Source organism: Lysobacter dokdonensis DS-58 (assembly GCF_000770795.1).
Lineage (GTDB): Bacteria > Pseudomonadota > Gammaproteobacteria > Xanthomonadales > Xanthomonadaceae > Noviluteimonas > Noviluteimonas dokdonensis.
Window position 1 is genome coordinate 356,262 of sequence record NZ_JRKJ01000002.1, and the last position, 20,998, is coordinate 377,259.

Below are 20,998 nucleotides of genomic sequence, written 5' to 3' on the forward strand. Positions count from 1 at the left end.
CGCGCCGCATGTACGGTTCAGCTAACCGATGCTGAATGCGAAAAAGGCGCGATTAACCGCTGTTATTGCTGAGATTAAGAAGAAGTTAAAGCGAGAAATCGGGCGTGAAACGCGCGAATCAAGCGGCTGTTTGCCTGTTTGCTTCACGTGATTTTTATGAGGTGCGTGCGGCAAGAGGCCGCCTCTTGCGCGAGTTGTGAGGTCAGGCGTAGCGTGGATTCCGACCGGGCCATCCGGCCCGTACAGGGGAAGCGACACATGGCCGTCTCCGCTTTCGCACAGTCGTCGAACGATCGCGACTTCGCCGACATCAACATCACCCCGCTCGTCGACGTGCTGCTCGTCCTGTTGATCATCTTCATGGTCGCGGCGCCCGCGGTGACCAAGGCCGTGGACTTCACGCTGCCGCAGGTTTCCCCGCCCTCGCCCATCAAGCCGCAGCGCATCACGCTGGACATCCGCGGTGACGGCTCGGTGGCTTGGAATGGCGCGGCGGTGCCGCTCTCGGGCCTGCGTTCGCTGATGGAAGTCGAGGCGCAGCGTGATCCGGCGCATCCGCCGATGCTGGTGATCGATGCCAGCGGCGATGCGGATTACGGGCTGGTCACGCGCGTGCTGGCCGATGCGCATTCGGCGCAGATGAAGAACATTTCCTTCGTGCAGTGACGCGGGGAACCGGGCGCCCGCTCAGCCGAGCGGGTGTTCCCGGTGCGAGATGCGATAGCCCACCAGGCCGCACACCAGGATCGCCACGTTGCCGGCGAAGTCCAGCAGCATCCACTTCGTGAAGATCGGTTGCACGAAGTAGAAGTAGACATTGAACGCGAAGAACGGGATCGACCCGAGCAGGCCGAAGGCCAGGAACGTCTTCGGCGTGAACTTCGCGAACCAGATGACCGCGCCGCACAACACCGCCTGCGCGCCGAAGCACGCGATGAAGACCGACGAGGCGGCCGTGAGCACCTGGTGCTCCGGGCGGATCGTCAGTTGCTCGACCATGCGCGGCAGCAACATGCACCACGTGCCGAGCACGAGGAAGATCGAGGCAAGGATGCGCTGGAGGGTCGTCGACCGCATGGGGACGCTCCGTTGTCGGGGCCCGGGCCCCCAATGTAGCGCCGTCAGGCCGGGCAGTCGCCCGTGCGGGTGAAATCGAGGTCCTCGAAGTCGGAACTGAAGTCCCCGTCGGGATCGACCTTGCGCATGCGCATGTGGCCATCGACGAAGTCGACCCACGCTTCCATGTCCATTCGGTCGGCGTCCCAATCGATGCGCCAGTGGCCATCGACGGTCACCACGTGGCCGGTCATCAGCGGCGATTTCACGGACGCCCACTGCAGCCGCCCGCCCACCGGACACAGCCGCACGGTGCCGAACCACGGATCGCGCCAGGTGCCGGTGCGCTTCGGATCGAACGGCCCCGCAAGTACCACGCGCTTGCCGTCGGCTTTCGTCTTCGGCTTCGCGGCGGCCTCGGCCTGCTTCCAGTCGGCTTCCACTTCGTCGGCGTAGGGCTCGATCGACGCGGCCGTGCCCGGCTTCGTGAAGTGCTTGAGCAACACCTCCGACAACACCGTGCGCGTGTCGTCCGCATCACCGTTGATCATGAAGACGAAGCCGCTGCGCGTATCGGGCAATAGCACCATCGCCGAATACATGCCGGACAACGTACCGGTGTGCGACACAGTCCATTGCCCATCGACGTCCGCCAGGCGGAAGCCGTACGCGTAGGCCAGCGAATGCGTCTTGTCCCACTTCACGCGGCGCGCGGAGATGGGCATGGGCGTGCGCGCCTTCCACATTTCCTTGCGCTGCGCATCCGACAGCCACGCCTTCGCCCGTGCGTCGGGCGCCAGCCAGGCCTGCATCCAGCGCAGCATGTCGTCCAGGCTGCAGCGGATGCCGCCCGCGGCGGCCGACGTGATCGTGGGCACGCGTGCGCCGTCGACGTTGTCCCCGGGCTTGTAGCGTCCGCTTTGTTCACGCACGTGCGGCTGCGCGACATCGCCGACCGCATCGGAATCGAATGCCCCGACCTTGCAGCGCGTCATGCCCAGCGGATCGAAGATCTCGCGTTGCACAAGCGTTTCGTACGGCGCGCCCCCCGCGGCCGCCGCGACTTCGCCGGCGACCACGTACAGCAGGTTGTCGTACGCATACCCCGACCGGAAGCTGTAGGCCGGCTTGATGTAACGCAGCCCGGCGATGATGTCGCCGCGCGTGAAGTCGTTCGGTTCGGGCCACAACATCAGGTCGCCGCCGCCCTCGGGCAGGCCGCTGTTGTGCACCAGCAAGTCGCGCACCTGCATGTTCCGCGTGACCCACGGGTCGAACATCGCGAAGTTCGGCAGGTGCTTCGTGACGGGATCGTCCCAGCGCAACTTGCCCTGGTCGACCAGGCGCGCGAGCACGCTCGCGGTCATGGCCTTGGAATTCGATGCGATCTTGAACAGCGACCGCGATGTCAGCCGGTCGCCGCTGCCGGCCAGCACTTCGCCGCGTGTGCCCGCGTAGACGATCTTCCCGTCTTCGACCACGCCCACGGCGATGCCCGGCAAGCGATAGCGCGCAACGGTCTCATCGACGATGCCGTCGTACGCGCCCGTCGAAGACGACTGTGCCTGCGCGCCGAAGGCGAGCAGGCACAGGGTGGTGGCGAGGATTCGTTTCATGCGGCTTCCAAGTTAGCAGCCCCGGGAAAAAAACGGCGGCCCGGAGGGCGGGCCGCCGGGGGTGCCGACTTTTAGAAGTCCAGCGAAACGGTGAGTTGGCCCATGGCACGCGACTGGTAGTTCGTTCCCTGGAGGAAGAACTCGTTCGGCGTTCCGATGCCGTCTTCCAGTTCCAGGTCTTCGTTGACTTCGGTCACGCGCTGCATGTTGAACACGTTGAACAAGGCGAACTTCACGCGCAGGTCCGCGGTGCCGAACGAGTGGCGATAGGTGATGCTCGCCCCCAGGTCGTACGTCCACGGCAGGCGGCCCCAATCCCCGCGGCCGATGTGCGTGTAGGTGCGCTGGTCGTTCGGCAGGTCGCAGTTGGCCGTGCAGACGTAGAAGCTGTGGAACTCGGTTTCGTCGAACGGGTTGCCCGCGCCGAACGCGCTGATCGGACGGCCCGACCGCGCATCGAACGCCGCGCCGATTTCCCACGCATCATTGATCGCGTAGGCGCCGTGCAGCTTGAGCTGGTGGCGGCGGTCGTTCGGCAGGTAGCCATCGCCGTTGAAGTTCACCCACGGGTTGTCGAAGGCTTCGGTGCGGCCCGAATCGGCGAAGTCCGTATCCGAGTTGACCGGGCCTTCGGCGTTACCCTCGCTGAAGGCCAGCGTGTAGGACGCGTTGAGCGACCACTTGTTGTCCCACGCGCGGTCCAGGACGAATTCCAGCGCCTTGTAATCGCGCTTGGGCTTCACCCAGCCGGTGGTGCCGACGAAGTTGCCGTCCACGTCGTACAGCGCCCAGCCGGTGCGCGCGGTGTCGATGTTGATCCAGTTGTCGTTGGTGCCGTCGCAGTCGGTGTCGCCGTAGACCGTGGCGACCTCGCCGGGGTTGGCCATCATGAAGAAGTCGGTTTCGCAGAAACCGTTCCACGTCACTTCCATGTCGTCGATGGCGTTCTTCAACTTGCGGTAGATGCCGCGCACGCCCCACGACCACGACGGGTTCAACTGCTGCTGGAAGCCGAGGATCGCCTCGTCCTGGTACACCGGATCCATGTCGGCATCCACTTCGCCGCGCACGTCGGGCACGGTGCCGTCGCCCTGCGAGACGTCGACCGGGCCGATCTGCGGGCCCAGGACCGGGATGTTGTTGGCATCGAAGCCGTTGAAGACGTAGAACGTGCGGCGATCGAGGAAGGGACCGGCCTGCTTGATGTTGATGACGTTGGCCACCGGCAGGAAGTAACGGCCCACGTTGCCGTAGACCTTCATGCTGGAATCGCCCTTGAGGTCCCACGAGAAGCCCAGGCGCGGCGCCCACATCGAATCCATCTTGATGTAGCTCTGGCCCTGCCCGTTCTTGTTGTCGAACTCCTCGTTGCGCACGCCGATGTTCAACAGGACGTTGTCGGTGACCTGCCAGTTGTCCTCGAGGTAGTACGCCGAGTTGACGGTCTCGAACGTGCCTTCGTTCCGCACTTCACGGGTGCGCACGTAGGCCGTCGTGCCAGGGGGTACCGGCGTGCCGTTGACGACGCCGCTGCCACCGACGTTGAACACTTCGTAACGCGCGCCCGCGCCCGGATAGCGCTGGTTGTACTCGCTGGTGTTGTTCTCGTGGTCGTAGCCGAAGCGCAGCAGGTGGTCGCCGAGCTGCCATTCGAAGTCGACGCGGTACTGCTCGCGGTCGTCCTCGCGCGCGATCACCGCGGTGTTGCTCGTGCACCCGATGAAGCTCGACCCCACGCGGCGGTCCTGCACGAGCGTGCAGGTGTCGTCGGTCAGGCTGTGGATGTCGGTCGAGCGCTGGTTCTCGCCGTACATCGCGCGCATCGAGAACGTGTCGGTGAAATAGCCGTTGTATGCCGCGGCCCAGTTGTCGCCGCCGTTTTCGGTGAAGGTCGTGTTCTGGTAGGTGCGCGTGCCGTTGAGGTCGCCGGCCGGATCGATGCCGTATTCGTCGCGCGTCTGCTTGTCGCTGTCGGAGAAGGCGAGCAGTTCGAGGATGTGGTGGTCGGTGATGCGCCAGTCGATCTTGGTGCCCCAGAAACCGCTGTTTGAGCGGCCGTCGAAGAACGTGGCGTATTCGCTGTCGGAGCTGCGCGGCTCGACGTCGCGCGCCTCGTACATGCCGAAGAAGAACAACTTGTCCTTGATCAGCGGGCCGGAGGCGTAGAGGTTGAGCTTGGCCGAGTCATGGTCGTCGAACTGCGCGACGTAGCCCGGACGGTCCTTCTGCGTGAACTGAAGCCAGTCGGGCTCCCACACCAGCTCGGCGCCGTACTTGAACTCGTTCGTACCCGATTTGGTCACGGCGTTGATCACGCCGCCGGTCGTACGGCCGAACTCGACGGAGTAACCGCCGGTCTTGACCTGGAACTCCTGGTAGAACGCATCAGGCACCGCGGAGTTGCCCACGCGGTTGTAGAAGTCGGTGACGTTCAGGCCGTTGATGTAGACCGCGTTTTCCGCGACCGACGAACCGCCGAAGGACACGCCGCCGAATTCACCGCGCACCACGCCCGGCGCCAGTTGCGCGACCGACAGCGCGTCGCGCTGCAGCGGCAGGCGCTCGATCTGGTCGGCGGTGATGTTGGTGGCCGATTCGGTGGAGGTCACGTCGATCGGCGAGATCGAGGTGCCCTGCACTTCCACCGTCTGCAGTTCCGACGGTGCGCCGGCGAGGTCCTTCGTGGTCGTGTTGCCGAGGCTCACCGTCACGGTGACCGGGCTGCCGACGGGCTGGCCGTTCTGCGCGACCTGCACGGTGTAGCTGCCGACCGGCAACGAGGCGATGCGGTAATTGCCGTCCGCATCGACGGTGACCGTGCGCGAGAAGCCCGTCGCCGGGTTTGTCACCGTCACCGTGGAGCCCGCGGCCGCGTGGCCCGCGAGCGCACCGGCGGTGTTCTGCGCGAAGGCCGGCAGGGCGATCGGCGCGGTGAGCGCGAGCCCCATGGCGAGCCAGAGCGACGTGCGATGCATCGTGTTGTTCTTCCTGCTCTTCATGCCACTCATGCCCCCTCCGGCGGTGTGGTTGGAACGAGGTTCCATTCGAAGTCGTAATCGAACTGGTCGAAATACAGGTTGCCGCCCTTCCACTCGACCTCGCCGCGTTGCGAATCGACGGTGTCGGAGCGGAAGTGCGTCTTGCGCGGTACGAAGTCGACGCCCCAGGCGTCGTTGAAGGCGATGCGGTAACCGTCGAGCCCGCCGAGGTAGAACCATTCGGTGGCCGGGTCGCCTTCCAGGCGGCCGAAGGTCACGTCCATCGGCACCCATCCATACGGTGCGATGTACACCTGGCCCCAGTCGTGCAGGTTCCAGTAATCGGTGGGCGAGAACATCATTCCCGACTGCCAGCGCGCGGGGATGCCGTTCATGCGCAGCAGCGTGATCAGCAGCAGCGTCTGCTGGCCGCAATCGCCGTGGTGCGCGTGCAATGCGTAATCGCCGATGTTCGGGATGGTCGAGTATTCGCGCGCGCCGGCCCACGGGAACTTGTCGTCGACCAGGGCGAAGAGCTTGCGCGTGATCGCGTAGGGGTTCTTTTCGTCGCCGACGGTCTGCCGCGAGAGCTGGCGCATCGCATCGGTGAACTGCACATGCGGCAGTTCCTGCGACAGGTACGGCGCCAGGTCCTGCTTTTCCTTGTCGCTCAGCGCTACGACCTTCGCCGGATCGATCGGGTGCGATTGCGCGGAGATCGTCACCTCATAGGTGACGTCGAATTTCGTCGGCTTGCCCGCGACGGCCTGGCCCTGCAGGTGCATCGTGCGCATCAGCGCGGACTCGGGTGCGAGGTCGCCCTTCCCCGGCACGTTGTCGACCAGCTTGATGTCGTCCTGCTGGCCCGGGATGGCGCGCGGAAACGGAATCCATGCATCGATCGTTTCGCCGGCCGGCACCGCATCGGCGTTGACCGTCAGCGTTTGCGTGATGCGGAAGCGTTGCGGCAGCACGCCGGCCTTGCCGGTCGCCAGTGCCGCATCGTGCGCGGCCTTGTGGTGCGGGTGCGCGGACTCGAGCGGGCTGTCGGTGAACTTCGGCGGCTCGGTTCGGCGCGCCAACGCTTCGGGGCTCAAACGCCAGAGGTTGCCGACGCTGCGCTGGAAGTAGCGCTTCTGCCCGTCGATGGTCATGTGTTCGAGCGTGTTGTCCGCTTCCCACCGCGCGAACTCATCGTCGCGCAGGTCGGGGATCTGCTTCTTGATGTCCGCGCGGACCTTGGCTTCGTCGTGCGGGAAGTCCAGGCGGATGCGGCGCATGCGTTCGCGCTCGAAGGCGAGCGCGCGGGCGGTGTCTTCGGGGATGCCCGGTTGCGCGAGGGCGAAATCGATGGCGGCGTTGGCGGACTTGAAATCGCCACGGTCGACCATTGCCACGATTTCCTGCGGCGCCGGCGGCGGATCGAACGCGAAGCCCGTGCCCGCGGTGAATGCCGCGGCCAACGCCAGGGACAGCATCGACATCCGGGAACGACCGATCATGTCCAAGCGCACTCGACCCCTGCAGGAGGACTTGCGAGGCGTTGTGTAGCACCATTGTGACAGTCGGTCAATAAATTATTCTTCCTTTCCGACAATCGATGAATATATATTCCAGCCGCCTCCCCACCCGGGAGCGACGGGGGACCGGATGATCCAGGCGGTATGGCCCTATCTCGCGCTCATGCTGTTGATCGCGGGCCTGTTCCCGATGCTCGAACGCCGCACGCAATGGCGCGTGTTCTCGGTGATGCCCCCCATCGTCATGGTGTACCTGCTGGTCACGGGCCTGTCGGTCGCGGGCCTGTGGAAGATCGAGGGCGACATCCAGGCCGCGCAGAAGACGCTGATCGCGCAGATCCTGCCGGCGATGCTCTTCCTGCTGATGATCCACTGCGACCTGCGCAACATCTTCCGGCTCGGGCCGCGCGTGCTGGCGGTGTTCTTCAGCACCACCGTGTGCTTGTTCATCGCGTTCGTCACGACGTACCTGATCTTCCGTTACGCGCTGCCCGCGAACACGGCCTGGCAACCATTGGCGGCCTTGAGCGGAAGTTGGGTCGGCGGCTCGGCCAACCTCGTCGCCGTCGCGCAGGGCGCAGGGCTCTCCGAGCAATCGATGGCGCTGGCGCTGCTGACCGACGCGCTCTGCTATTCGGTGTGGGTGGCCGTGCTGTTCTCGGTGGGGCGTCTTGCACCGGCCTTCGACCGCTGGACGCGCGCGATCTCGAGCGCCGACATCGCCGCGTCCGTCCCCGAATCGAAAGACCCGATCACCTTCGACGCCGTGCTGCTGTGGCTGGGCCTGGCGCTCGGCGCGGGCGTGGTCTCGCGCGCGCTGGCCGCGCTGTTGCCCGAGTCGATGTACGTCAGCCCGACCTCTTACACGATCATGATCGCGACCGTGCTCGGCCTGGTGGTCGCGCATACGCCGCTCGCGCGCTTCCCCGGTTCGTCGAAGATCGCCAGCGCCCTGCTCATCTTCATCGTCGCGATCCTGGCTTCGCAGAGCAATTTCGAAGGCATCGGCGCGGCGCCGTGGTACCTCGCGTGCGGCCTGTCGATCCTGATCATCCACGCGGTGCTGCTGGCGCTGCTGGCCAAGCTCTTCCGTTTCGACCTGTACCTGTGCGGCATCTCGTCGCTCGCCCATGTCGGCGGCGTGGCGGCCACGCCCGTACTCGCAGCGTCGTATTCCCCTGCCCTCGTTCCCGTGGGCATCCTGCTTGCGTTGCTCGGCTACATCCTCGGCACGGGGTTCGGCCTGGTCATGGCGCAAGTGCTGACGGCGCTGGCGCCGTAGGAGTTCGCAGATGCGTATCCGTCCCGCTCATTCCCTGATCGCCGCTGCGTTGCTGCTGGTGCTCGCACCGGCCTTCGCGCGCGAACCGGCGCAACTGGTGCGTCCCGCGCACGGCGTCGTCGGCGTCGAAGACGCGCAGCTCGATCCGGATTTCTGGGTCGGCAAGCTCGGCGCGCAGGCTGATCGCGTGCTGCTCGACAAGGCCGCGATCGACGCCGCCAACGCCGCGATGCGCGCGCAGGACCCGACGATCCACGATCTGGCTGCGCTGCCCGCGTCGATCACCTCGCAACAGGCGCGCGAGTGGATCGAAGACCTGTCCGAGCGTCCGACGCGCACGTTGTACGACGAGAAGCACCAGGTCGTGCCCGCCGCGACGCTCGACGGGCTGGTCGACGCGCTCGCGTTGGACAAGCTTCCGGCGTCGGCCGCCACGCGCTATGCGCTCGTCGTCGACCGTGCGGCGTTGCGCACCTTCCCCACGGCGCTCCGCGTGTTTTCGAGCGACGAGGACACCGACATCGACCGCTTCCAGGAAAGCGCGCTCTTCCCCGGCACGCCGGTGGCGATCGTGCACGAAAGCCGCGATGGGCAGTGGGCGTTCGTTGTCAGCCCACGTTATCGCGCATGGATCGAAACGAAACACCTGGCCATCGGCGCGCGCGACGTGGTGCTCGGCTTCCCGCAACGCGCGCCCTTCCGCGTGGTGACCGGCGCGACCGTGCGCACCGTGTACTCGCCGGAATTGCCGCAAGGCTCGCAGCGCGTCCTCGACATGAGCACGCGCCTCCCGCTCGCGATCGTCGCGCCCGACCGGCTGATCAATGGCCAGCATCCGTATTCGTCCTGGACGGTCGACCTGCCGGTGCGCAACGCCGACGGCGGGCTGCGCATCGCGCCCGCGCTGCTGCAGAAGAACACCGATACGCAGGGCGACTACCTGCCGCTCACCCACGCCAACATCATTCGCCAGGCCTTCAAGTTCCTTGGCGAACGCTACGGCTGGGGCCACGACTACGACGCGCGCGATTGCAGCGGCTTCGTCTCCGAGGTCTACGCCAGCATGGGCGTGCTGCTGCCGCGCAACACGCGCGACCAGTCGAAGAGCCCGTCGCTGCACAAGACGTTGTTCGACGAGAAGAGCACGCACGAGCAGCGCGAAGCCACCGTCAAGTCGCTGCAGACCGGCGACCTCGTCTACATCCCCGGGCACGTGATGATGGTGATCGGCTGGATCGGCGACCAGCCCTACGTGATCCACGACACCAACGGCGGCGCGATGCGCGCCGCCGACGGCCAGTTGCGCTCGCTGCACCTCAACGGCGTTTCGGTGACGCCGCTGCTGCCGCTGATGTACGACGAAACGCACCGCTACGTGGACCGCATGACCAGCGTCGTCCGCGTCGCCACCTCGCACTGACCTTCAGGGAAGAAACGACATGAAGATCACCCGCATCGAATTCGCCATGCTGCGCGTGCCGCTGAAGACGCCGTTCAAGACGGCGCTGCGCACGGTGGACAAGGTGGAAGACGTCATCGTGAAGCTCCACACCGACACCGGCCACGTCGGCTATGGCGAAGCGCCGGCCACGGCGGTGATCACCGGCGATACGCACGGCTCGATCATCGATGCCATTTCGCATTACATCGCGCCGCGCCTGATCGGACAGGAAATCGCCGACCTCAATCGCCTCACGCGGCTCGTGCAGACGTCGATGGAGCGCAACACCAGCGCGAAGGCGGCGGTGGAGATCGCGCTGTACGACCTGTTCGCGCAGTCCTTCGATGCGCCGCTCTACCGCGTGCTCGGCGGCGGCGACCCGGTGATCACCACCGACATCACCATCAGCGTGGACACGATCGACAAGATGGTCGCCGACTCGCTGGCGGCGGTGGACCGGGGCTTCGATTCGCTGAAGATCAAGGTCGGCAAGGAAATCGGCGTTGACATCGAGCGCGCGAAGGCGATTTACGCCGCCGTCGAGAACCGCGCCCTGCTCCGCCTCGACGCCAACCAGGGTTGGTCGGCGAAGCAGGCCGTGCATGCGATCAGCGCGATGGAAGACGCGGGCATCATCCTCGAACTCGTCGAGCAGCCGGTGAAAGCGGCGGACCTCGAAGGCATGCGCTACGTCACCGAGCGCGTGCGCACGCCGATCATGGCCGACGAAAGCGTGTTCGGCCCGGCGCAGGTGATCGACCTGATCCGCATGCACGCGGCCGACATCGTCAACATCAAGCTGATGAAGACCGGCGGCATCTCCAACGCCATCCGCATCGCCGACATCGCAGCGCTGCACGGCATCGAGTGCATGATCGGCTGCATGCTCGAATCCTCCATCAGCGTCGCCGCGGCCGCGCACCTGGCGGTGGCCAAGTCCGACGCGATCACCAAGGTCGACCTCGACGGCCCCTCGCTGAGCCAGTTCAACCCCGTCGACGGCGGCGTGATCTTCAACGAATCGGAAATCTCGATCACCGACGCGCCGGGCCTGGGCATCAAGTCGATCCGGGGCCTCGAACCGATCGCCGCCTGATGAAGCCGTTGACGAAAATCCGCGCCGAGCGCGACAGCATGTCCGCGATCGAGCGCCGCATCGCCGACTTCATCCTGGAGAACGCGCAACTGCTGCGCGACTACTCCTCCCAGCAATTGGCGGCCGCGCTGGGCATCAGCCAGTCGAGCGTGGTGAAGTTCAGCCAGAAGCTCGGGTATCGCGGATACCCGGACCTGAAGTACTCGATCGCCGAGGCGATGACGCCGGAGCCCGGCGCCGCCGTGCCCGCGGCCGCGGAAGTCCCCGAGCTGATGTCGGGCGATCTGTGGCGCCGCAAGAGCGAGGCCGAATCTGAAACGCGCGCGATCAATCCGCCGTCGGCGCTGGAGTACGTGGCCTCGATCCTCGGCCGCGCGAACCGCGTCTTGTTGATCGGCGCGACCGAAGACAGCACCACCGCCCGCGCCTTCGCCTATCGCCTCGCGTTGCTGGGCATCGCAAGCGTGCACCACTTCGACTATGCGCACCTCGGCGCGAGCATCGCGGGTTGCCGTGCGGGCGACGTGCTGCTCGCGATCAGCGAGACCGGCAAGCAGACGGCGTTGTGCCAACTCGCCCGCGCGATGCGCGAGCGCCAGGGGAAGGTCGTCGCGATGACGCGGCACACGTCGAACCCGTTGCGCGCGCACGCCGACATCGCGTTGCTGGTGAGCGGCCACGACGATCGCCCGCACGTGGCGCCGCTGCTGTACCAGAGCGGCGTGCAGCACCTGCTGGACCGCTTGTTCGTGCTGTTGTGCGAGGGGCGCGGGGATCGGTTGGCGACGTTGCAGGCGAACCAGGAGCGGATTCGGCTGTTGCCGGAAGGCTAGTCCCGCGTTCGGTCGTGACTTTCGACCTACGCACTCGCAACGCACCATCAGGCCCAATCGGACCTTGCCTCCACCGGAAGGATCCACCATGGCCTTGCGCTCCACCCTGCCCGCCGCCCTGCTCGCGCTCTCGTGCCTGCAGGCCTTCGCCGCCGAACCCACATCGGTCAAGCGCGAGGAAGTCGGCAATCGCGTCAGCGAGAACATCCCGGCGATCCCGGGCGAATTGCTCGACAAGCTCAATCGCTACCAGAACACGCGCGGTGCCGGGTTCGCCGGTTGGACGCGCGAAGGCTGCGTGCTCGTGTCGACGCGCTTCGCCGAGACCGCGCAGGTGCACCGCGTCTGCCAGCCGTTGGGCATGCGCGAGCAGCTGACGTTCTATCCCGAGCCGGTGGGCGGCATCGCCGCGTCGCCGTCGAAGGCGCAGGCCGAAGGCTTCGTGTTCGGCAAGGACAAGGGCGGAGACGAGTTCTCGCAACTGTACTGGTTCGACCTGCGCACGCGCGGCGTGTCGCTGCTGACCGATGGCAAGCGTTCGCAGAACGGCGGCGCGCTGTTCTCGCCCGACGGCAAGTGGATGGCCTACGCCGGCACGGGCCGCAACGGCACCGACCGCGACATCTACGTGCGCAACGTGGCCACGGGAGACACCAAACCCGTCGTGACCGAAGGTGGCAGCTGGGGCGCGAGCGATTTCTCGCCGGACGGCAAGCGCCTGCTGGTGTCGCGTTACGTCTCGGCGGCCGAATCGTATCCGGGCGTCGTCGATCTCGACTCGGGCAAGCTGGAGATGTTCCCCGTCGACGGTGGCAAGGCCGCGTTCGGTGGGTTCGCGTTCGCGGCGGACGGCCGCAGCGTTTACTTCGTGAGCGACGAGCCCATCGACGGCAAGCCGCAGGAGTTCCAGACGCTGCGCTTCCACGACCCGGCGACGAAAAAATTCGAAGTGTTGACCGCGAACATCCCCTGGGACGTCGACGGCTTCACCCTGTCGGAGGACGACAAGCGCCTGGCGTACGTCACCAACGAGGACGGCATCAGCAAGCTGCACGTGATCGAGCTGCCCTCGCACAAGGCGGTCGCATTGCCCGAATTGCCGATCGGCGTGATCGGCGGGTTCGACTTCTCTCCCGACGGCAAGCGCCTGGCGGTGACGCTCAACAGCGCGACTTCGCCGAGCGATACGTACGTGATCGACCTGGCCGCGCGCAAGCTGGAACGCTGGACGCGCAGCGAAGTCGGCGGCCTGGATGCGTCGAAGTTCGTCGCACCCACGCTGGTGCGTTACGAAACCTTCGACCAGGTGGACGGCAAGCCGCGCACGATCCCCGCGTTCTACTACCGCCCCGCCAACGTGCCGAAGGGCAGGAAGCTGCCGGTCATCATCAACATCCACGGCGGCCCGGAAGGCCAATCGCAACCGACGTTCAGCCCGACCGCGCAGTTCCTCGCCAATGAACTGGGCGTAGCGATGCTCGTGCCGAACGTGCGCGGTTCCACCGGCTACGGCAAGACGTATCTCTCGCTCGACAACGCGGGCAAGCGCGAGGATTCGGTCAAGGACATCGGCGCGCTGCTGGATTGGATCGCCAAGCAACCGGAACTCGATGCTTCGCGCGTCGGCGTGTACGGCGGCAGCTACGGCGGCTACATGGTGCTCGCCTCGCTGATGCACTACAGCGACCGCATCCGCGCGGGCGTCGACATCGTCGGCATCTCCGACTTCACGACCTTCCTGACCAACACCGAAAGCTACCGCCGCGACCTGCGCCGCGCCGAATACGGCGACGAACGCACGCCGGAAATGCAGGAAGTGTTCGCCCGCATCTCGCCGGCGCGCCATTCGGACAGGATCGCCTCGCGCCTGTTCGTCGCCCAGGGCAAGAACGACCCGCGCGTGCCGTACACCGAAGCCGAGCAGATCGTGAAAGCCGTGCGCAACAACGGCAAGGAAGTCTGGTACCTGCTCTTCAACGATGAAGGCCACGGTTTCCAGAAGAAAGCGAACGCCGACTACTTCGGCGCCGCGACGATGCTGTTCTGGCAGCAGAACCTGATCGGCGAATGACGGTCGCGCGCGGCGGGGGCGTTACCCCCGCCGCGTGTTCTTGTCCAGGATCGCCACCAGGATCAACGCGAACGCCACCAACCGCGCCAGCACGTACCCGAGCTGATACTCGCTCGCCCCCGGCCCGATGTAGGCGAACACCGCGCGATTCACCGCCTCGATCGCGAAGGCAGCGGCGAAGAACACGAAGAACCGGTCGCGGCTGGTCCGCCAGAAGCGCAGGAACAGCAGCGCCGCCACCGCGCAGCCCATCGAGATCATGCCCAGCATGAATAGCTGCATCTCAGGGCTCCTCGAAGATCAGGCCGTAGAGCAATGCGCTGACCGCGGCGAGGCTCAATCCGTGGCGCAGTGGCCACAGCGCCCTGTCCGCCAGCACGAAGAAGTCCACGACCAACACGATGTTGGCGAGGGTGAGGAACGCGAAGCACACACCGCTCCACCACAACATCCGCGAGCGGCTGCGTCGCCAGGCGAGGAACAGCAGCACCGCGCACGCCGCCGCGGTGAGCGCACACAACGCATACACCAGGAAGGCCATCAATCGTCCTTGCGGTAGCGGAATGCGTCGGCGAACCGACGGGCCTTCGTCTCGTTGGCCGAGTGGATCAGCTGCGTGATCTCCACGAGCTTCCGGCCGTACGCCATCGCCAGTTCGTCGACCGCCCGCGCCAGGCCTTCCGACCTGGGCTCGTACAGGGCGTTGTCGCCAACGTGCAGGGCAAGTCCTCGCGCCTGCAGGTCGTCGACCAATCGGGTGGCCTGCTGGTCCGACACGTACAGCCGCGCGCCCAGCTGCGCGATCGGCCACTGCGCGCTCGTCGAGCGCAACAGCAGCAGGGCTTCCAGGTGCGACACGCTCGGGATTTTCGCGACGACGAACCGCCGCAGATCAGGTGAAATCCCCATGGCCCGATGTTCCCCGAAGCGGCCGCGGGGCGCAACCCGCGCGTCAGTAGAACTACTGCCCGATCCCGCATGTTTTTGCGGACGCAGGCGCCCATTCACGGGAGGACACTCGCCCCCTCCCTCCCACGGAGCGACGCGCCATGGCCAGCGCGAAGAACGCCAAGAAGCCCAACATCCTGGTGATCTGGGGCGACGACATCGGCACGTGGAATGTCGGCGCCTACACCCACGGCATGATGGGCCACACACCGAACATCGACAGCATCGCGCACGACGGCATGCTGTTCACCGACCACTACGGGCAACCCAGCTGCACCGCGGGCCGCGCGGCCTTCATCATGGGCCAATTGCCGATCCGCACGGGCATGACCACCGTCGGCATCCCCGGTTCGACGCGCGGGATCCAGGCCAGCGATCCGACGTTGGCGGAAGTCCTGAAGTCGCAAGGCTACGTGACTGCGCAGTTCGGCAAGAACCACCTGGGCGATCGCAACGAATTCCTGCCGACGATGCACGGGTTCGACGAATGGTTCGGCAACCTCTACCACCTCAACGCGGAGGAGGAACCCGAGGAACTCGACTATCCGGGACAGAAGAACCCCAAGTACAAGGAAATGTTCGGCCCGCGCGGCGTGTTGCACGCCTGGGCGACGGACAAGGACGATGCCACCGAAGACAAGAAGTTCGGCAAGGTCGGAAAACAGAAGATCGAAGACACCGGCCCGCTGACGCGCGAACGCATGCTGACCATCGATGGCGAAGTCCTCGGCCACACGCTCGATTGGCTCGACCGCGCGGTCAAGGGCGGCAAGCCGTTCTTCTGCTGGCACAACACCACCGCGTGCCACATCTGGTCGCATTCGCCGAAGAAGTACATCCAGATGGCGGTCGACGAAGGACGCGCCGAAGAGGACATCTACCGCGCCAAGATGATCGAGCACGACGAACAGGTCGGCACGCTGCTGCAGAAGCTCAGGGACCTGGGCGTCGAAGACAACACGATCGTCATGTACAGCACCGACAACGGCAACGAGTTGATGTACTGGCCCGATGGCGGCTACGCGCCGTTCGCGGGCGAGAAAGGCACCACGTGGGAAGGCGGCGTGCGCGTGCCGTGCCTCATGAAATGGCCGGGCCACATCAAGCCCGGCAGCGTGTCCAACGGCGTGCAGAACCACGAGGACGTGTACGCCACGCTTGCCGCGGCGGCAGGCCTGCCGGACCTCAAGGAGAAGCTGCTCAAGGGCTACGAAATGAACGGCACCAAGTACAAGGTGCACCTGGACGGCTACAACAACCTCGATCACTGGACGGGCAAGTCGGACAAGAGCGCGCGCCGCGAGATCTTCTACTACGACGAGACCGACCTCATGGCGATCCGCGTGGACAATTGGAAGATGCACATCGGCGTGAAGAACAACGGCAGCTGGTTCGACCCGAAGACCTATCCGAGCGTGCCCTACATCTTCAACCTGCGCATGGATCCGATGGAAAAGATGTCACCGCACTCGCACGAGTGGGGGTACATCGGCCGCAAGTTCCTCGCGTCAAAACTGTGGGCGCCGACGGGCGCGGGGCCTTTCATCGCCGCGCACCTGAAGAGCCTGCAGGAATTCCCGCCGTCGCAGGGCGCCGACACGCTCAGCCTGAAGAAGGCGCTGGAAGAGGCCCAGCGCAAGATGCAGACGCCGCACGGGAGCAGCAACTAGCGCGCGGGATACATCAGCGTCAGCGTGGCCCGGACGCCCCAGTCCGGGCCGCCTTCGGGCGTCTCGAAGAAGTAACGCACGCCGAACTGCCAGCTCAACATCTGCGAGCCGGCCTTCATCACCTGGCTGTAGCCGGCATTGAACGGCACGGTCCACTGGTCGTGCTTCCAGTCATACGTCGATTCGAAATTGAACGACAACGTCCGTCCCTTTCCGATGCCTTTCGCGAGGAACGGTTGGAGGAACGTCGAACTGATGTCCTGTCGCTCGTCCGCGCCGGCGACCGACCATATGTGGTTGACCAGCGCGCCGTACGACCATCCACGGTCCTGCTTCAGCAACACGGCGGTCGGCCCGATGCCCCATTTCTCCGTGCCGAGCACGTCATCCGTCGCAGTCGGCAACAGGAATGCGGGACCGACGCCGATGATCCAGCCGCTGCTGGTCGGCTCCTTCGGCGTGAAGAACAAACTTTGCGTCGTGTCGCCGAGACCGAAAGCGCTGCCCGACCCCGGCGGCACGTGATCCTGGTACACGACCGGGAGGATCGTGCGCGAGATCATGTTCCAGTGCTCGGAGATCGACATCGGCACGACCGGCTGCACGTTGACGTACGTGCGGCTGCCGCGGTCGGCGTAGCCGTCGTCGTGGTTGAACTGGAACGGCACGCTGATCAGGTCGGAGACCGGATTGGACAGCTTCTTCGCAAGTTCGTCCGCGTCCTGGGCGCGCGCCGCGAGCGGCGCGGCCAGGAGCGCGAGGCAAAGCAGATGCCGACGACTCACGAGGCTCCTTGCGGAAGCTCGGCCATCTTCTGCTGCGCCTGCTCGAGGTTGAAACTGCCGGGCGTCTGCGCCGGCGGGAACTCGCGGAACGTCCCGAGGAACTCCGCGGCCGCCGCCTGTGCACCGTAGATCCAGTACACATGGTGGAACACCCAATCCCAATACGTGTTCGACGTGATGTCGGCGCGCTCGAACGGATCGGTGCGGAGGTTGAACATCTTCGGCACGCGCAACGAGGTGAACGGCTCGGCCCACACCTGCATGGTGCCCTTGCAACGCTGTTCCATGAAGACGATCTTCCAGTGTTGCCAGCGGATGCCGAGGATGTCGCCGTCGTCGCTGAAGTAGAAGAACCACTTGCGCGGCCCTTCCTCGCTGTCGCCCGTGAGGTACGGCAGGAAGTTGTAGCCGTCGATGTGGTTCTTGTACTTGCGCCCATTGACGGCGGTGCCCTTCTTCAATCGATCCATGCACGTCGTGTCGCCAGCGGCGGCGAGCAGCGTGGGCAACCAATCGTGGTGCTGGATGATTTCGTTGGACACCACGCCCGCGGGAATGCGCCCCGGCCAGCGGATCATCTCGGGAATGCGGAACGCGCCTTCCCAGTTCGTGTTCTTCTCGCTGCGGAACGGCGTCATGCCGGCGTCCGGCCAGGTGTTCATGTGCGGGCCGTTGTCGGTGGAATAGATCACGATGGTGTCGTCGGCAAGACCCATGTCGTCGAGCAGGTCGAGCATCTGCCCGACGTTCTTGTCATGGTCGATCATCGTGTCGTGGTACTGCGACTGGTCCGGTCCGGCCTGCCCGATGCTCTTCTTCTTGGTATGCGTGAAGGCGTGCATGTGCGTGGTGTTGAGCCACACGAAGAACGGCGTGCCCGCCTTGTCGGCGCGCTTGATGAAGTCGGTGGCAGCCGAGACGAACTCGTCGTCGCAGGTTTCCATGCGCTTGATGTTCAGCGGGCCGGTATCCTCGATCTTCTGCTTGCCCACGCGTCCCCAGCGCGGATGCGTGGTCTTGTCGTCCTTGTCGGTCGCCCATGTGTGCAGCACGCCGCGCGGACCGAAGCGTTCGAGATAGCGCGGATCCGACGGATACCCGTCCATCTCCGGCTCTTCCTGCGCGTTGAGGTGATAGAGGTTGCCGAAGAACTCGTCGAAGCCGTGCACCGTCGGCAGATGCTCGTTGCGATCGCCCAGGTGGTTCTTCCCGAACTGGCCGGTCGTGTACCCCTGGTCCTTGAGCAGCGAGGCCATCGTCACGATCGACGGCATCATCCCTTGCAAGGCACCCGGGATGCCGACCTTCGACAGCCCCGTGCGATGCACGCTCTGGCCCGTGATGAATGACGAGCGGCCCGCGGTGCAGCTCTGCTCGCCATAGGAGTCGGTGAACAACATCCCTTCGGCCGCGATGCGGTCGATGTTGGGCGTGTGGTACCCCATGAGCCCGTGCGTGTAACAGCTGAGGTTGGCGATCCCGATGTCATCGCCCCAGATGACCAGGATGTTCGGCTTCCGGCCGCCGCCCCCGCCCTTCTTCGCCTTCGCCGGCGCCGCTTTGCTCTTCGTCTTGGCCATCGCACGCAACTCCGATCGTGGGACGGCAATGATCGGGAACGGTCGATGCGCGCAGCTACGGAATGACTACCGGGCGCGGGCCAGTATTTCTACTGCCCGGTAACGAATGGCATGCACAATGCGCCTTCATGCCCGGGAGCCTGCGATGAACACCAAAGCCTATGGCGCGCGCGCCGCCGACGTTCCGCTGGAATCGATGGACATCGTGCGCCGCACGCCGGGCCCACGCGACGTGCAGGTCGAGATCCGTTATTGCGGCGTCTGCCACTCCGACCTGCACACGGTGCGCTCCGAATGGGGCGGGACCTTGTATCCGTGCGTGCCGGGCCACGAGATCGTCGGCCACGTGTCGGCCGTGGGTGGCGAAGTGACGAAGTTCAAGGTCGGGCAAACCGTGGGCGTGGGATGCCTGGTCGGCAGTTGCCGCAAGTGCGCCTCCTGCAAGGAAGGCCTCGAGCAATATTGCGAGGTCGGTTTCGTCGGCACCTACAACGGGCCGACCGACGATCCGCCGGGCCACACGCTCGGCGGCTATACGCAACGCATCGTGGTCGACCAGGATTTCGTGCTGGAGATCCGCCATCCCGAGGACCAGCTCGCGGCGGTCGCGCCCTTGCTCTGCGCAGGCATCACCACGTATTCGCCGCTGCGGCACTGGAAGGTCGGTCCGGGCCAGAAGGTCGGCATCGTCGGCATCGGCGGGCTCGGCCACATGGGCATCAAGCTCGCGCATGCGATGGGCGCGCACGTCGTCGCGTTCACGACCTCGGAAAGCAAGCGGCAGGACGCGCACGACCTTGGCGCCGACGAGGTCGTGATATCGCGCGATCCGGCGCAGATGAAGGCGCACACGCGGAGCTTCGATTTCATTCTCGACACGGTGGCCGCCAGCCACGACATCGATGCACTGACCTCCCTGCTCAAGCGCGACGGCACGCTGTGCGTGGTGGGCGTTCCCGAACATCCGCATCCCAGCCCGAGCGTCGCCGTGCTGATCTTCGGGCGCCGCTCGATCGCCGGTTCGTTGATCGGCGGCATTCCGGAGACGCAGGAAATGCTCGATTTCTGCGCCGAGCACGGCATCGTCAGCGACATCGAGATGATCCCCATGCAGGACATCGACAAGGCCTACGACCGCATGGTGAAGAGCGACGTCAAATATCGCTTCGTCATCGATTCTCAGACGCTGCGTTGACGCAGTTGTCATCTTGGTGAATGCGTTCATGTGAGTTTCGCAGCGCGGGCGACCGCTCGCGCTGCAGAGCAGCGTTCCTTCTCGACAGTGATCGTCGAAACGAGGTGCCGGCATGGAGCGCACGCCCGTCAACCTGCTGTGGACCGGCGGGTGGGATTCCACCTTCCAGCTGATGCGCTTGCTGCTGGTGCATGGCGTGTCGGTCGAACCGATCTACCTCATGGACCACACGCGCGGGTCCCTGCACGTGGAGCTGCGCACGATGGAGCGCATCCGCGAAGCGCTCGCCACCGCCTACCCGCAGACGCGTCAACTGCTGCTGTCCACGCGCATCGCGGATGTCGACGCGCTCGCGCCCGATCCCGAGATCGAACACGCGTATCGCCGCATCCTGCGCACGCATCCGATCGGCTCGCAGTATCCGTGGATCGCACGGTTCCTGGCGCAGCACGACTTGCGCGATGTCGAGATGGGCTCGGAGTTCACGCACCACGGCGCGAGCGAAATGCTGATCGGCCGCACCGAGGCGATCACGACGAAACAGGGCTACGCCAGCTTCCGGTTGTCGCCCGATGCCCGCGACTCCGACATCGGCGCCCTGTTCGGCCGCCTGGCCTTCCCGCTCGCGCAAACCGACAAGGCCGCGATGAAGAAGGAAGCCGATGTCCGCGGATGGATCCCGATCCTCGGCATGACGTGGTTCTGCCATAAACCCTTGCGCGGGCAGCCGTGCGGCATGTGCAACCCCTGCCAGGGCGTGATGTCCGACGGCTTCGGCTGGCGCATCCCGCCAAGCCGCCGCGCGCTCGGCGCCGTGCACCGCGCGACGATCGGCCCCTTGAAGAAGACGACCAAGCGCATCCTCCAGAAATTCCGCGGCGCGTATCTCACGCCGCCGGCGATCACGCACTGAGGCGACCGCCCGTC

18 protein-coding genes are annotated in these 20,998 nt (G+C 65.4%); 9 read left to right on the top strand and 9 right to left on the bottom strand.

Features of this window, described 5'->3' with window-relative positions:
* The first annotated feature begins 258 nt into the window (after positions 1-258).
* Positions 259-666: an ExbD/TolR family protein gene (locus LF41_RS02025; protein WP_052116039.1), complete on the top strand. Its 408-nt coding sequence runs from the start codon at positions 259-261 to the stop codon at positions 664-666.
* 21 nt (positions 667-687) lie between these two features.
* Here the strand turns inward: LF41_RS02025 and LF41_RS02030 are convergent, their stop codons facing one another.
* From LF41_RS02030 to LF41_RS02045, 4 genes are all read right to left on the bottom strand, one after another.
* Positions 688-1,077 (bottom strand): hypothetical protein, encoded by a 390-nt coding sequence (locus LF41_RS02030; protein WP_036164996.1) that lies wholly within the window; start codon positions 1,075-1,077, stop codon positions 688-690.
* Positions 1,078-1,121: 44 nt separating this feature from the next.
* Entirely contained in the window at positions 1,122-2,672 is a 1,551-nt protein-coding gene (locus tag LF41_RS02035; RefSeq protein WP_036164999.1) for a serine hydrolase domain-containing protein, read from the bottom strand.
* A gap of 71 nt (positions 2,673-2,743) precedes the next feature.
* Positions 2,744-5,680: a TonB-dependent receptor gene (locus LF41_RS02040; RefSeq protein ID WP_338037839.1), complete on the bottom strand. Its 2,937-nt coding sequence runs from the start codon at positions 5,678-5,680 to the stop codon at positions 2,744-2,746.
* Positions 5,677-7,152, bottom strand: a complete 1,476-nt coding sequence (locus LF41_RS02045; RefSeq protein ID WP_084073225.1) for a transglutaminase-like domain-containing protein — start codon at positions 7,150-7,152, stop codon at positions 5,677-5,679. Before LF41_RS02045 ends, LF41_RS02040 begins: the two co-directional genes overlap by 4 nt.
* Before the next feature lie 148 nt (positions 7,153-7,300).
* Between LF41_RS02045 and LF41_RS02050 the strand changes: the two genes are divergently transcribed.
* The 5 genes from LF41_RS02050 to LF41_RS02070 all read left to right on the top strand — a co-directional run bounded on the left by LF41_RS02050 (position 7,301) and on the right by LF41_RS02070 (position 13,893).
* Positions 7,301-8,452 carry a DUF819 family protein gene (locus LF41_RS02050; RefSeq protein WP_036165007.1) on the top strand — a complete coding sequence of 384 codons (1,152 nt, stop codon included), beginning with the start codon at positions 7,301-7,303 and terminating at the stop codon, positions 8,450-8,452.
* 10 nt (positions 8,453-8,462) lie between these two features.
* Positions 8,463-9,872: a C40 family peptidase gene (locus LF41_RS02055; RefSeq protein WP_036165010.1), complete on the top strand. Its 1,410-nt coding sequence runs from the start codon at positions 8,463-8,465 to the stop codon at positions 9,870-9,872.
* A gap of 19 nt (positions 9,873-9,891) precedes the next feature.
* Positions 9,892-10,989 carry a dipeptide epimerase gene (locus LF41_RS02060; protein WP_036165013.1) on the top strand — a complete coding sequence of 366 codons (1,098 nt, stop codon included), beginning with the start codon at positions 9,892-9,894 and terminating at the stop codon, positions 10,987-10,989.
* Positions 10,989-11,822 (top strand): MurR/RpiR family transcriptional regulator, encoded by an 834-nt coding sequence (locus LF41_RS02065; protein ID WP_036165015.1) that lies wholly within the window; start codon positions 10,989-10,991, stop codon positions 11,820-11,822. Before LF41_RS02060 ends, LF41_RS02065 begins: the two co-directional genes overlap by 1 nt.
* Positions 11,823-11,910: 88 nt before the next feature.
* Entirely contained in the window at positions 11,911-13,893 is a 1,983-nt protein-coding gene (locus tag LF41_RS02070; RefSeq protein WP_052116041.1) for a S9 family peptidase, read from the top strand.
* Positions 13,894-13,914: 21 nt separating this feature from the next.
* On the opposite strand, the gene LF41_RS02075 is transcribed toward LF41_RS02070, so the two are convergent.
* Genes LF41_RS02075 through LF41_RS02085 form a run of 3 tightly spaced genes read right to left on the bottom strand, consistent with a single transcriptional unit; the run spans position 13,915 to position 14,802 of the window.
* Positions 13,915-14,163, bottom strand: a complete 249-nt coding sequence (locus tag LF41_RS02075) for a DUF5985 family protein (RefSeq protein WP_202594004.1) — start codon at positions 14,161-14,163, stop codon at positions 13,915-13,917.
* 13 nt (positions 14,164-14,176) lie between these two features.
* Positions 14,177-14,434, bottom strand: a complete 258-nt coding sequence (locus LF41_RS02080; RefSeq protein ID WP_036165022.1) for a DUF5985 family protein — start codon at positions 14,432-14,434, stop codon at positions 14,177-14,179.
* A complete protein-coding gene (locus LF41_RS02085) occupies positions 14,434-14,802 on the bottom strand; it encodes a hypothetical protein (RefSeq protein WP_036165025.1) in 369 nt (122 codons plus the stop codon). The genes LF41_RS02080 and LF41_RS02085 overlap by 1 nt, the downstream gene beginning before the upstream one ends.
* Before the next feature lie 140 nt (positions 14,803-14,942).
* Between LF41_RS02085 and LF41_RS02090 the strand changes: the two genes are divergently transcribed.
* Complete coding sequence (locus tag LF41_RS02090; RefSeq protein ID WP_036165027.1) at positions 14,943-16,511, top strand: arylsulfatase; 1,569 nt, start codon at positions 14,943-14,945, stop codon at positions 16,509-16,511.
* Here LF41_RS02090 and LF41_RS02095 read toward each other — a convergent pair.
* Positions 16,508-17,296, bottom strand: a complete 789-nt coding sequence (locus tag LF41_RS02095; RefSeq protein WP_036165029.1) for a transporter — start codon at positions 17,294-17,296, stop codon at positions 16,508-16,510. The genes LF41_RS02090 and LF41_RS02095 overlap by 4 nt on opposite strands.
* A complete protein-coding gene (locus LF41_RS02100; protein WP_036165031.1) occupies positions 17,293-18,876 on the bottom strand; it encodes an arylsulfatase in 1,584 nt (527 codons plus the stop codon). Before LF41_RS02100 ends, LF41_RS02095 begins: the two co-directional genes overlap by 4 nt.
* A gap of 145 nt (positions 18,877-19,021) precedes the next feature.
* Here LF41_RS02100 and LF41_RS02105 point away from each other — a divergent pair, with 145 nt between their 5' ends.
* Together LF41_RS02105 and LF41_RS02110 are read left to right on the top strand one after the other, a co-directional pair.
* Complete coding sequence (locus LF41_RS02105) at positions 19,022-20,071, top strand: NAD(P)-dependent alcohol dehydrogenase (RefSeq protein ID WP_036165033.1); 1,050 nt, start codon at positions 19,022-19,024, stop codon at positions 20,069-20,071.
* Between the two features lie 112 nt (positions 20,072-20,183).
* Positions 20,184-20,984 (top strand): hypothetical protein, encoded by an 801-nt coding sequence (locus LF41_RS02110; protein WP_036165035.1) that lies wholly within the window; start codon positions 20,184-20,186, stop codon positions 20,982-20,984.
* The last annotated feature ends 14 nt before the right edge of the window (positions 20,985-20,998 follow it).

What these genes read in the sequence shown, in the direction of transcription:
- LF41_RS02105 (WP_036165033.1), top strand. Translation starts at nt 19,022, where the DNA reads ATGAACACCAAAGCCTATGGCGCGCGCGCCGCCGACGTTCCGCTGGAA.
- LF41_RS02030 (WP_036164996.1), bottom strand. Translation starts at nt 1,077, where the DNA reads ATGCGGTCGACGACCCTCCAGCGCATCCTTGCCTCGATCTTCCTCGTG.
- LF41_RS02060 (WP_036165013.1), top strand. Translation starts at nt 9,892, where the DNA reads ATGAAGATCACCCGCATCGAATTCGCCATGCTGCGCGTGCCGCTGAAG.
- LF41_RS02065 (WP_036165015.1), top strand. Translation starts at nt 10,989, where the DNA reads ATGAAGCCGTTGACGAAAATCCGCGCCGAGCGCGACAGCATGTCCGCG.
- LF41_RS02090 (WP_036165027.1), top strand. Translation starts at nt 14,943, where the DNA reads ATGGCCAGCGCGAAGAACGCCAAGAAGCCCAACATCCTGGTGATCTGG.
- LF41_RS02025 (WP_052116039.1), top strand. Translation starts at nt 259, where the DNA reads ATGGCCGTCTCCGCTTTCGCACAGTCGTCGAACGATCGCGACTTCGCC.
- LF41_RS02080 (WP_036165022.1), bottom strand. Translation starts at nt 14,434, where the DNA reads ATGGCCTTCCTGGTGTATGCGTTGTGTGCGCTCACCGCGGCGGCGTGC.
- LF41_RS02085 (WP_036165025.1), bottom strand. Translation starts at nt 14,802, where the DNA reads ATGGGGATTTCACCTGATCTGCGGCGGTTCGTCGTCGCGAAAATCCCG.
- LF41_RS02035 (WP_036164999.1), bottom strand. Translation starts at nt 2,672, where the DNA reads ATGAAACGAATCCTCGCCACCACCCTGTGCCTGCTCGCCTTCGGCGCG.
- LF41_RS02055 (WP_036165010.1), top strand. Translation starts at nt 8,463, where the DNA reads ATGCGTATCCGTCCCGCTCATTCCCTGATCGCCGCTGCGTTGCTGCTG.
- LF41_RS02100 (WP_036165031.1), bottom strand. Translation starts at nt 18,876, where the DNA reads ATGGCCAAGACGAAGAGCAAAGCGGCGCCGGCGAAGGCGAAGAAGGGC.
- LF41_RS02070 (WP_052116041.1), top strand. Translation starts at nt 11,911, where the DNA reads ATGGCCTTGCGCTCCACCCTGCCCGCCGCCCTGCTCGCGCTCTCGTGC.
- LF41_RS02040 (WP_338037839.1), bottom strand. Translation starts at nt 5,680, where the DNA reads ATGAGTGGCATGAAGAGCAGGAAGAACAACACGATGCATCGCACGTCG.
- LF41_RS02110 (WP_036165035.1), top strand. Translation starts at nt 20,184, where the DNA reads ATGGAGCGCACGCCCGTCAACCTGCTGTGGACCGGCGGGTGGGATTCC.
- LF41_RS02050 (WP_036165007.1), top strand. Translation starts at nt 7,301, where the DNA reads ATGATCCAGGCGGTATGGCCCTATCTCGCGCTCATGCTGTTGATCGCG.
- LF41_RS02075 (WP_202594004.1), bottom strand. Translation starts at nt 14,163, where the DNA reads ATGCTGGGCATGATCTCGATGGGCTGCGCGGTGGCGGCGCTGCTGTTC.
- LF41_RS02045 (WP_084073225.1), bottom strand. Translation starts at nt 7,152, where the DNA reads ATGATCGGTCGTTCCCGGATGTCGATGCTGTCCCTGGCGTTGGCCGCG.